Annotated in this window: 11 protein-coding genes and 1 pseudogene; 11 read left to right on the top strand and 1 reads right to left on the bottom strand. The window is 54.6% G+C overall.

The window, feature by feature from the left end; all coding sequences use genetic code 11:
• Nucleotides 1-129: 129 nt before the first annotated feature.
• Nucleotides 130-939, bottom strand: a complete 810-nt coding sequence (map, locus tag NI21_RS0106055) for a type I methionyl aminopeptidase (protein WP_033125348.1) — start codon at nt 937-939, stop codon at nt 130-132.
• 181 nt (nt 940-1,120) lie between these two features.
• On the opposite strand from map, the gene NI21_RS0106050 reads away from it, so the two are divergent.
• The 11 genes and pseudogenes from NI21_RS0106050 to NI21_RS0106000 all read left to right on the top strand — a co-directional run.
• Nucleotides 1,121-2,197, top strand: a complete 1,077-nt coding sequence (locus NI21_RS0106050) for a 6-phosphofructokinase (protein WP_033125349.1) — start codon at nt 1,121-1,123, stop codon at nt 2,195-2,197.
• Nucleotides 2,198-2,226: 29 nt separating this feature from the next.
• Nucleotides 2,227-3,798, top strand: coding sequence for a DNA polymerase III subunit gamma/tau (gene dnaX / locus NI21_RS0106045; protein ID WP_033125347.1), 1,572 nt, complete (start codon nt 2,227-2,229; stop codon nt 3,796-3,798).
• Between the two features lie 51 nt (nt 3,799-3,849).
• Complete coding sequence (locus tag NI21_RS0106040; RefSeq protein ID WP_033125346.1) at nt 3,850-4,200, top strand: YbaB/EbfC family nucleoid-associated protein; 351 nt, start codon at nt 3,850-3,852, stop codon at nt 4,198-4,200.
• Between the two features lie 24 nt (nt 4,201-4,224).
• The gene (gene recR / locus NI21_RS0106035; protein WP_033125345.1) at nt 4,225-4,821 is read left to right on the top strand and encodes a recombination mediator RecR; all 597 of its coding nucleotides are present in this window, start codon (nt 4,225-4,227) and stop codon (nt 4,819-4,821) included.
• A gap of 3 nt (nt 4,822-4,824) precedes the next feature.
• Nucleotides 4,825-5,940, top strand: coding sequence for a LacI family DNA-binding transcriptional regulator (locus NI21_RS0106030; RefSeq protein WP_033125344.1), 1,116 nt, complete (start codon nt 4,825-4,827; stop codon nt 5,938-5,940).
• Between the two features lie 259 nt (nt 5,941-6,199).
• Nucleotides 6,200-6,856: a fructose-6-phosphate aldolase gene (gene fsa / locus NI21_RS0106025; protein ID WP_033125343.1), complete on the top strand. Its 657-nt coding sequence runs from the start codon at nt 6,200-6,202 to the stop codon at nt 6,854-6,856.
• Between the two features lie 70 nt (nt 6,857-6,926).
• Entirely contained in the window at nt 6,927-7,763 is an 837-nt protein-coding gene (locus NI21_RS0106020; RefSeq protein WP_033125342.1) for a transketolase, read from the top strand.
• On the top strand, nt 7,751-8,692 hold the full coding sequence (locus NI21_RS0106015) for a transketolase family protein (protein ID WP_033125341.1): 942 nt from the start codon (nt 7,751-7,753) through the stop codon (nt 8,690-8,692). Before NI21_RS0106020 ends, NI21_RS0106015 begins: the two co-directional genes overlap by 13 nt.
• 215 nt (nt 8,693-8,907) lie before the next feature.
• Nucleotides 8,908-10,044, top strand: a complete 1,137-nt coding sequence (locus tag NI21_RS0106010) for a LysM peptidoglycan-binding domain-containing protein (RefSeq protein ID WP_033125340.1) — start codon at nt 8,908-8,910, stop codon at nt 10,042-10,044.
• A gap of 107 nt (nt 10,045-10,151) precedes the next feature.
• Nucleotides 10,152-11,390, top strand: coding sequence for a DUF5711 family protein (locus tag NI21_RS0106005; protein WP_033125339.1), 1,239 nt, complete (start codon nt 10,152-10,154; stop codon nt 11,388-11,390).
• Between the two features lie 9 nt (nt 11,391-11,399).
• Nucleotides 11,400-11,688: pseudogene (locus NI21_RS0106000) on the top strand (hypothetical protein); the annotation flags it as partial.

The raw sequence follows: 11,688 nt of genomic DNA, 5'->3' as shown, positions 1-11,688 counted from the left end.
TTGATAAAAACCGGAAGGATCATTGAAATGTTGATAACTACAATAGAAAAGCCCCGGGGTAAACCGGGGACTTTGTCTACAGTCTGAAAAGACTGCATTTTCGGATGCAGTCTTTTTTATGATCCATATTTATTTTGTCAGAACCTCCACGCCTGTCTCTGTGACGAGGACCATGTATTCAATCTGAGCGGACAGACCGTCGTCGATGGTGTAGACAGTCCAGCCGTTCTCCTCGTCGATGAAGAAGTCCGGGCTCCCCTCGTTGATCATGGGTTCGATGGTGAACATCATGCCGGGGACAAGGACCATCTCGCTTCCCTTGGGCGTGACATAGCTGACAAAGGGCTCCTCGTGGAATTCCAGGCCGATGCCGTGGCCGCCGATGTCCTCCACCACAGAGTAGCCGTTCTCCCGGGCGTGGCTGTTGATGGCCCAGGCAATGTCGCCCAGATGCCCCCAGGGCTTTGCGGCGGAAAGGCCAAGTTCCACGCACTCCTTTGTGACCCGCACCAGCTTCTCGGCCCGGGGGCTTACCTCCCCGATGGTGAACATGCGGGAGGCGTCGGAGAAATATCCATTTAATATAGTAGAGACATCCACGTTGATGATGTCTCCCTCTCTGAGGATCTCGTTCCCATCCGGTATGCCGTGGCAGATCACATTGTTGATGGAAGTGCACACGCTTTTCGGAAACCCTTCGTAATTGAGAGGGGCGGGGATGCCTCCGTGGGAGACGGTGTAGTCGTACACCAGTCTGTCAATCTCGGCTGTGCTCATGCCTGCCTTTATGTGGGCGGCCACATGATCCAGCACGCCGGTGTTCAGGTCGGCGCTCTTCCTGATCTCCCTGATCTGCGCCGGGGTCTTCAGCAGAGACCTGTCCGGGACGATCTCACCTTTGGCGGCCAGAGACCAGAGCTTGATGTCCAGTTTATCCATATCTTTGTTACCAGCTTTCTGTTAAATTTCCGGAAGCGCAGGGCGCTCCGCTAACAGTATACTCGCTTTTGGAAAGAACGTAAAGGGCGGGAGGTGCGGGGCTGTGGTTTTTCTTGTGCTGTTTTCAAAAATAGGGTATACTGAATTAGAAATATCAAAGAAGGAAAGGAGCGACCGGATTATGTTGCGGATCGGGATGCTTACCAGCGGAGGAGACTGCCAGGCGCTGAACGCCGCCATGCGCGGAGTGGTAAAGGGAGTCTGCTCAAAGAGAGATGACGTGGAGATTTACGGATTTAAGGATGGCTATAAAGGACTGATCTACTCGAATTTTCAGATGCTTACATCCAGAGATTTCTCTGGGATACTGACAAGGGGAGGGACCATCCTGGGAACCTCAAGACAGCCCTTTAAGCTGATGCGGGTGCCGGATGAGAACGGGCTGGACAAGGTGGAGGCCATGAAGCACACCTACCACAAGCTGAACCTGGACTGCCTTGTGATCCTGGGAGGAAACGGGACCCACAAGACAGCCAACCTTTTAAGGGAGGAGGGGCTGAATGTCATCACCCTTCCCAAGACTATCGATAATGACCTCTGGGGAACGGACATGACCTTCGGTTTTCAGAGCGCAGTGGACATTGCCACGGACACCATCGACAGGATCCACACCACAGCTACCTCCCACAGCCGTGTGTTCATCGTGGAAGTCATGGGACACAAGGTGGGCTGGGTGACTCTCCACGCAGGCATCGCCGGCGGAGCGGACATCATCCTTCTCCCGGAGATCCCCTACGACATCAAGGTGGTGGTGGATGCCATTAAAAGGAGAGCGGCCGAGGGCAAACATTTTACCATCATTGCCGTGGCTGAGGGAGCTATTTCCAAGGATGACGCAAAGCTCTCCAAGAAGGAGCTGAAGGCCAAGAAGGCGAAGGCAAACTATCCCTCCGTGGCTTACGAGATTGCGGAGAAGATCCAGAAGAAGATGGACCAGGAGGTCAGGATCACGGTGCCGGGACACACCCAGAGAGGCGGATCTCCCTGTCCTTACGACAGAGTGCTGGCTACAAGGCTGGGGGCCGCGGCCGCGGAGCGCATCCTGGAGGGAGACTTCGGATGCATGATGGCGATCAGGAGCGGCGAGATCACAAAGGTGCCGCTTGCAGAGGTGGCAGGAAAGCTGAAATGCGTGGACCCGGAGGCGGGCATCATCCAGGAGGCCAGGATGACAGGTATCAGCTTTGGAGACAAATGAAGTGAAACTGATGAAAAGGAGTGCGGCAGATGAGCTACACGGCATTATACCGGAAATTCCGCCCCGGTGAGTTTGAGGACGTTAAAGGGCAGGATGCGATCGTAACGACATTAAAAAACCAGATACAGACCGACAGGATCGGACATGCCTATCTCTTTTGCGGGACAAGGGGAACCGGAAAGACCTCTGTGGCGAAGATTTTCGCCAAGGCTGTCAACTGCCAGCACCCGGTGGAGGGAAGCCCCTGCGGCGAGTGCGCCATGTGCCGGTCCATAGCGGCCGGCACTTCTATGAATGTGATTGAGATTGACGCGGCTTCCAACAACGGTGTGGACAACATCCGTGAGATCCGGGAGGAGGTGGCTTACCGCCCCACGGAGGGCCGGTTTAAGGTCTACATCATCGACGAGGTGCATATGCTGTCTATCGGAGCCTTTAACGCGCTTTTGAAGACGCTGGAGGAGCCGCCGGAGTATGTCATCTTTATCCTGGCCACCACAGAGGCCCACAAGATACCGGTGACCATCCTGAGCAGGTGCCAGCGGTATGATTTCAAGAGGATCTCCATAGAGACTATCTCCGACAGGCTGCGGGAGCTCATCGATAAGGAGGGCCTGGATGTGGAGGACAAGGCGGTGCGCTATATCGCCAGAATGGCGGACGGCTCCATGAGGGATGCCCTGAGCCTTCTGGACCAGTGCACGGCCTTTTACATCGGCCGGCGGCTCACCTACGACAATGTGCTGGAGGTCCTGGGGGCGGTGGACGCGGACGTGTTCAGCCGCCTGCTGCGGGAGCTTCTGGAGCGGGATGTGAAAAAGGTCATCGAGACTGTGGACGAGCTGGTGATGCAGGGGCGTGAGCTGTCCCAGATGGCGGCGGATTTCACCTGGTACCTGCGGAACCTTCTCCTTGTGCAGAGCTCCGAGGAGATGGAGGATGTGCTGGATGTGTCCACAGAGAACCTGGCAAGGATCAAGGAGGAATCTCAGATGATCGGGACCGATGAGCTGATCCGGTACATTCGCATTTTCTCAGAGCTGACAGGAAAGCTGAAATACGCGGCCCAGAAGAGAGTGCTCCTGGAGGTGACCTTCATCAAGCTGTGCCGGCCCCAGATGGAGACAAGCCAGGACGCCCTGCTTTCCAGGATACGGGCGCTGGAGGACGAGGTGAAGAAGCTGGAGGAGACAGGAGTAGCCGCCCCGGCCGGCCAGACAGTCCGGGCAGTGCGAGAGGAGGCGGCTGATCCCGCGCCCGCGCCGAAGCTTCCGAAGGCTCTCAGCGAGGATGTGAAGGCGGTGGCGTCGGACTTCCGGGCCATAGCCCAGGAGGCTTCCCCCATGCTGCGTAGCTACCTGAAGAAGGCCCGCTTAAGCGCCGGGGAGAACGACCATCTCCTCATCGTCCTGGAGGACGAGGTGAGCGCCGCCTTTGTGGCCAGGCCGGAGCACAGGGAAGAGATCGAGCGGCTGATCGCGGAGAAGACGGGCAAGCAGATGGAGGTGGATGTCCGCCAGGTTGAGGAGGGCAGACGCTTCGAGGACAGCTTTGTGGATATAGAGAAGCTGATCCACATGGATATCACCATAGAAGATTGATACAGAAGAACAGACATGAAAAAGTAAGATAGAAGAGCAAGGAGGAAAACCATGGCAAGACGTGGAGGATTTCCGGGTGGAATGCCCGGAAACATGGCAAATCTTATGAAGCAGGCGCAGAAGATGCAGCGCCAGATGGAAGAGCAGGCAAAGGAGATGGAGACGAAGGAGTTCTCCGCCACAGCCGGAGGCGGAGCGGTGGAGGTCACTGTGTCCGGAGCCAAGAAGCTGCTGAAGGTGAAGCTGGATGAAGAGGCAGTGGATCCCGATGATGTGGAGATGCTTGAGGATATGATCGTGGCGGCTGTGAACGAGGCCCTTGAGAAGGTGGACCAGGAGTCAGCGGCAGGCATGTCCAAATTTACCGGAGGAATGGGCGGCGGCATGCCGGGCCTGTTCTAGGATAGAAGCGGCGGTGAAAAACGTATGGATTACTACAGCAGTCAGATAAGCCGGCTCATCGAGCAGTTTTCCCGGCTGCCGGGGATCGGACCAAAGTCGGCCCAGAGGCTGGCCTTCCATCTCATCAGCATGCCAAAGGAGCAGGTTCATGAGCTGGCCCAGTCCATTGTGGAGGCCAGGGACAATGTCCGCTACTGTGCTCAGTGCTGCACGCTGACAGACCAGGAGGTTTGCCCCATCTGCGCCAATCCGGACAGGGATCACAGGACCATCATGGTGGTGGAGACGCCCAGGGACCTGGCTGCCTACGAGAAGACAGGAAAGTATAACGGAGTCTATCATGTGCTCCACGGGGCCATCTCCCCTATGCTGGGGATCGGACCCGGAGATATCCGCCTCAAGGAGCTGATGGAGCGCCTGAGGGGAGACGTGGATGAGGTGATCATAGCCACCAACTCCAGCCTGGAGGGGGAGACAACCGCTATGTACATCAGCAAGCTGATCAAGCCCGCGGGGATCAAGGTGAGCCGCATCGCGAGCGGCGTGCCTGTGGGAGGCGACCTGGAATATATCGATGAGGTGACTCTTCTGCGGGCTTTGGAAGGAAGAACGGAGATATAGACGATGGCGGGAAAGAAAAAAGTGACTTCTACAGACATTGCCCGGGCGGCGGGCGTATCCCAGGCGACTGTCTCTATGGTGCTGAACCGGAAATACAATGTGTCCTTTTCCAAGGAGACCGTGAGGAAGGTGGAGGAGGCGGCCAAGGAACTGGGCTATGTCCTGCCAAAGCGAAAGGTGCGCAAAGAGAGCCGCCGGGAGAAACTCCTGGTGGTCTTTTGCTCTAATCTCACAAACCCCTACTATGTCATGCTCCTGCAGGGCATTGAGCTGCGGGCAAAGGAGCAGGGCTACGGACTCTTTGTGTGCAACACCCAGAGGGACCTGCGGATGGAGGAGCGATATCTGAAGATGATGAACGAGCTCCATCCGGTGGGGATCATCTACACCTGCAATCCAAGTCACTGCTTCATGGATACGGTAGAGAAGCTGGCGGAGGAGATTCCGGTGGTCATTGTCAACAACCAGAACGAGCACCTGAACGTGGACGCGGTAGAGCTGGACAATTCCAAGCTGGGCAGGATCATGGCCCGGCATCTGCTGGAGCTGGGACACAGAAAAGTTGCCTATATAGCTCCTCCGTTGACCGTGCGGCAGAAGCAGAGGTCCAAGCGGGTGGAGGGATTCCTGAAGGAGTTCGAGAAGGCCGGGCTCAGGGATCAGGTCATCATCAAGGCGGCGGACGAGGAGATCGATCTGGACATCGCCCACATCGACTCGGAGTACAAGATTGGCTACGACCTGACAAAGGAGCTCCTGGCGGAGCAGCAGGATGTGACAGCCATTGTGGGACTCAATGATATGATCGCCTTCGGCATCCTGGATGCTCTCCAGGAGGCGAAGCTGAAGGTGCCCGGGGACGTGTCCGTCATGGGCTGTGACAACACTCTGTTTGCCAGTATGCACAAAATGTCCCTCACCACCATTGAACACTTCGTGATCTTCAAAGGCCGTGACGCCTGCGATATTATCATGAAGAAGATCGACTCCAGGAGGGAAAAATATACCGATGTGGAGCCTATCAGCACCTACCATGTGGAGTATGAGCCCAGGCTGATCGTCCGGGGCACCACATCCTATCCGAAGAGCGGGACAAAGAGCAGAAAAAAGAAAAATTAATGCATTTGAGAAAATTATTAATAATAAAATGATTTCTCGCCCTTTTAGCTGCGGAGAAAAAACTGAAAAAAGGCTGTTTCTGTTCATGTTAACAGGGATTTAACATGAAATATAGAAAAACGGAATTAATAATTAGATATTATTAATTAGATGAATTATTAATAAGGCGGAACTACTATTGACCATCCCCTTTTAAATGAGATATAATTTAGACAAATAGGCTTAGGCCAGACGTTCAACATATCAAGGAGGAAGAAAAATGAAGTTTTTTATCGACACAGCCAAGGTGGAAGACATTAAGAAGGCAAACGACATGGGCGTTATCTGCGGAGTTACGACAAACCCCTCACTGATCGCGAAAGAGGGTCGTGTGTTTGAGGAAGTAATCGCGGAGATCGCGTCTATCGTGGACGGGCCTATCAGCGGCGAGGTGAAGGCTACGACCACAGATGCTGAGGGTATGATCAAAGAGGGGCGCGAGATCGCCAAGATCCATCCCAACATGGTTGTCAAGATCCCCATGACTGTAGAGGGACTCAAGGCCTGCAAGCAGCTCACATCCGAGGGCATCAAGACAAATGTGACACTGATCTTCACAGCCAACCAGGCGCTTCTGGCAGCCAGAGCCGGCGCTACATATGTATCTCCGTTCCTGGGCCGTCTCGATGACATCTCTGTGAGAGGCGTGGACCTGATCCGTGAGATCGCTGAAATCTTTGCGGTTGCCGGCGACATCGACACACAGATCATCGCGGCCAGCATCCGTCATCCGATGCATGTGACAGACTGCGCTCTGGCAGGAGCAGACATTGCCACAGTTCCCTACGCAGTAATCGAGAAGATGACAAAGCATCCTCTGACAGACGCCGGCATCATCAAATTCCAGGAAGATTACAAGGCAGTTTTCGGAGAGTAGGCATCGGAGAGCAAACAACAGAAGCGTAAGGAAAAACGAAAAAAACCATAAACACCAGGAGGCAATTTTCATGAACAAATTAGAACTTATGAAGACTGCAAATGAGGTCCGCAAGGGTGTCATCACAGCCACCCACAGCGCAAAGTCCGGTCATCCGGGCGGATCTCTGTCAGCAGCAGACATTTTTACCTATCTTTACTTTGAGGAGCTGAACATCGATCCAAAGGATCCCAAAAAAGCCGACAGAGACCGGTTCGTCCTCTCCAAGGGACACACGGCTCCCGGATACTATTCAGCTCTCGCTCTCAGAGGATTTTTCCCTGTGGAGGATTTAAAGACGCTGCGCCACACAGGCTCCTACCTGCAGGGGCATCCGGATATGAAGCACATCCCGGGCGTGGATATGTCCTCCGGCTCACTCGGACAGGGCATCTCCGCGGCAGTCGGAATGGCCATCTCCGCAAAGCTGTCCGGAGATGACTACCGGGTGTACACACTGCTGGGCGACGGCGAGATCCAGGAGGGCCAGGTGTGGGAGGCCTCTATGCTGGCCGCTCACAGAAAGCTGGACAACCTTGTGGTGATCGTGGACAATAACAATCTCCAGATCGACGGGGCTATCACGGATGTGAACTCACCCTACCCGATCGACAAGAAGTTTGAGGCGTTCAACTTCCATGTGATCAACATAGACGGACATGACTTCGACGCCATCGACGCTGCCTTCAAGGAGGCCAGGACGGTGAAGGGACAGCCCACAGCCATCATTGCAAAGACTGTCAAGGGCAAAGGCGTATCCTTCATGGAGAACCAGGCGTCCTGGCACGGAACCGCTCCCAACGACGAGCAGTACAAGACAGCTATGGAAGAATTAGAAAAGGCAGGTGAAGCATTATGTCAGATGTAAAGAAGATCGCAACAAGAGAAAGCTACGGTAATGCTTTGGTAGAATTAGGAAAGAAACACGAGGATGTAGTCGTTCTGGACGCTGACCTTGCAAACGCCACAAAGACTGGCATCTTCAAGAAGGCCTTCCCGGAGCGCCACATCGACTGCGGTATCGCCGAGTCCAACATGATGGGCGTGGCGGCAGGCATCGCCACCACAGGCAAGGTTCCCTTTGCCAGCTCCTTTGCCATGTTCGCCGCAGGACGCGCCTTTGAGCAGGTCCGCAACTCCATCGGCTACCCGAAGCTGAACGTGAAGATCGGCGCTACCCATGCGGGTATCTCCGTAGGTGAGGACGGCGCGACTCATCAGTGCAACGAGGACATCGCTCTCATGAGAACGATCCCGGGTATGGTTGTCATCAACCCCTCCGATGATGTGGAGGCAAGGGCCGCAGTGGAGGCTGCCTACGAGCATCAGGGACCTGTATACCTGCGCTTTGGCAGACTGGCTGTTCCGGTGATCAACGACAATCCGGATTATAAATTCGAGCTTGGAAAAGCAGTGACACTGCGGGAGGGAACAGATGTGACCATTATCGCTACAGGACTTCCTGTGTCCGAGTCCCTGGCAGCGGCCAAGAAGCTGGCGGCAGACGGCATCAGCGCAGAGGTCATTAACATCCACACGATCAAGCCTCTGGACGAGGAGGCTGTCATCAAGGCGGCTGCCAAGACAGGAAAGATCGTGACAGTGGAGGAGCACTCCATCATCGGCGGCCTTGGAAGCGCTGTCTGCGATGTGGTTGCCGAGAAGGCACCGGCAAAGGTAATGAAGATCGGCATTAACGACACCTTCGGCGAGTCCGGCCCGGCTGTGGAGCTCATCAAGAAATACGGCCTGGACAGCGACAGCATTTACGCCAAGGTAAAAGAATTCCTGAAATAGAAAACAAATATACACCGGAGAAGAGCTGGCAGAGACGCCGGCTCTTTTTCTATATATAGACACAGTGCTGCCGCGGGTGAAAAGAGAAACGGTCTGAAAGCGTCGAGGACGGGAGAAAAATAACGTAAATTTCCACAGACAAGCCCCACCGATTGCTAAAATGCGCAAAAACCCTGTGCTATGATAAGCAAAAATATCCAGTGAGGTGAGAGTATATGGAAAGAAAATTTCCCAAAAATGTAAGGCAGGTAGGAAATGTCTCGGATACTCCCAAGATCTATGTGGAGGACTATGTGGACACCTACCTGGATCAGCTCAGGGCTCAGGCAAAGGAGGAGCCCACGGGCGCGCTGCTGCTTGGGGAGAACGCAGTAGTGGAAGGACAGGAGTGTGTATATATAACCGGAGCCGTCCGCATCGAAGAGGTGTCGGAGGAAAACGGAGAGATCTGCATCAGCGATACGGCCAGAGAGGAAGCGCTGCGAGATTGCGGCGAGTATTTCCCTGGCCGGGACGTGGTGGGCTGGGCCCTGGCAGCACCCGGCAGGCCCCTTGTGCTCAGCGGCAGCATGGTTCAGATCCACGAAAAGCTGGGACTGAAGAAAAACAGCATTTTTATCATGAAGCATCCCGAGGAGGATGAGGAGATCTATTTTGCATATAAATACCATGATCTTATGCAGATGGGCGGATATTACATATTTTATGAAAAAAATCCGGATATGCAGAATTATATGATCAATACGCGCAAACAGATCGGCGTTTCTCCCAGTGAAGTGGTTGAGGATCGAGCTGCAAAGAATTTTCGTTCTGCAGTAAAGGAAAAGCTGGAGGCGCAGGAGCAGAGGAGCAATTCTCATCTCGTGTACCTCACAAGCGTTCTGCTGGTAGTTGTCGTACTGGCCATCGGTATCTCAGCCATGAATAACTATGACAAAATGAATTCTGTACAGTCCTCCATAGAGACCCTGTCCAAATCTGTGCAGGGCGGAGGCGGCGGTGAGCCGGCCGAGGGAGACGTCTCGGTAGATCCACAGGCGGATCAGCAGTCAGCCTCCGGAACCTCTGGCACCGCCTCCGACGCCGCAGGCGCATCTGACGTCTCCGGCTCCGGCGGGACTGCCTCCGGCGACGACGCTGCAGCCGGCGGCTCCGGCGATGAGGACAGCACACCGGTTATCGAGGAGGGGGAGAGCGGAGAAGAGTACTATACGGTGCAGAGGGGAGACACTCTGGACAAGATCAGCCTGAAGCTCTACGGAACCACAGATGAGGCGGAGGCCATCTGCAAGATGAACGGGCTGACAGACGGCAACCTGATCTTCATCGGACAGAAGCTGCTGCTCCCCTGACCTGCGGGCGCGGGACGTTTTGCGGGATTGCCACTTGAGAACTGGCGCATCCATGGTATAATAGGAGCACATGGACAGCAAACCATAGAAGAAAACGAGGTTGATGTATGAGGCAAAAGATAAGAGAAAGATTTCACATTGTGCGGGAGGGAAAAGGGCAGCCCGGGCAGCAGCCGGGAGAGCCGGTTCCGGATCCCACCATGCAGGAGCTGGATGCACAGGTGAGGGACTACAGGAGGAGGACCCGCCGCAGGATGATTATTACGGCCGCGGCTGTGATCCTTGTTCTGGTGGGTGTGTTTTTGTTCATAAATCTCCAGACATACACCTCCGTGCGTACGATTGATATATATGGGGCAGAAGACGCGGGAAACAGCAGCTACCGGCAGTTCGGCAGCGGGGTGCTCAAGTACAGCCGGGACGGCATTGTCCTGCTGGACCGGAAGGGTGAGGAGGTGTGGAACCAGTCCTATCAGATGCAGACGCCTACTGTCTATGAATTCGGCGACTCGGCGGTAGTGGCAGATAAAGGCGGAAACGACATGATCGTGGTGGATGAGGAGGGACTGAAAGGAGAGATAGAGACCACGCTTCCGATAGAGAAAGCGGTCGTGTCCTCCCAGGGAATTGTGGCTGCCATATTAAACGGGGACAGCGAGCCGCGGATTGTCTGCTACGACGCGGCGGGGAATATACTGGCTGAGCTGGACTCTGCGATGACCGGGAACGGCTATCCCCTGGATATCGGTCTCTCCGAGAACGGAGAGCTTCTGATGGTGTCCTACATGACCGTGCGTGGCGGCAGGACCGTCTCCAATATCTACTATTACAATTTTGGAGAGGCGGGAGCTCAGGCGGAAAATTACGAGGTGGTGACAGACACCTATGAGGACATGATAGCGCCCACAGTCTTTTTTATGGATGAAAATACTTCCGTGGCCGTGGGGAATGACAGAGTGCTGATCTACCGGGGACAGGATACACCCGCCCTGCAGCAGACCATCGAGCTGGACAAGGAGGTCAAAAGCGTCTGCCACAGCTCTTCCTACATCGGTCTGGTGTTGAAAAACGAGGGGGAGGCAGGTTATGAGCTGCGCCTTTACAACAAGAGCGGCAGTATGGTCATGTCGGAGAAATTTACCGGGGACTACTCCAATATCAAAATATGCGGTATGCAGGTGATCATGTACGGTGGGACGCAGTGCAGCGTGTTTACCAGAGCGGGCGTTCATAAGTTTGAGGGAGAGATGGATGAGACGATCCTGGAAATGTTCCCTGCCTTTGGAGTCAATAAATACATAGTGATGAATACAAACGGGATGGAGGTTGTCCGGTTTGTCAAGTAAGGAGAAAATATGAATTGGATAATCATAGCTACAGGAGTAATCTTCCTTATATGCATAGTTGTCGGTCTGTACAGGGGAGCGGTCAAGATCGCGGTCTCGCTGGCGGCCACTATTGTGACATTTATTCTTGTGTTTTTCCTGACCCCTTACGTGAGTCAGGGGATCATGGCGGCGACGCCTCTGGATGAAATGATCGAAAGTCAGGCGGAGCAGTCTATCATGGGAATGGCGTCCTCTGTCCTTCAGGGAGACACAGAGGAGGGAGGGACAGGCCTTACCGTGGAAAATGTGAGGCGGG

The sequence above is a fragment of the Eubacterium sp. ER2 genome (assembly GCF_000765215.1).
GTDB lineage: Bacteria > Bacillota > Clostridia > Lachnospirales > Lachnospiraceae > Claveliimonas > Claveliimonas intestinigallinarum.
Note: the sequence above shows the minus strand (reverse complement) of the source record. Positions and strands in the feature narration are given on the sequence as shown.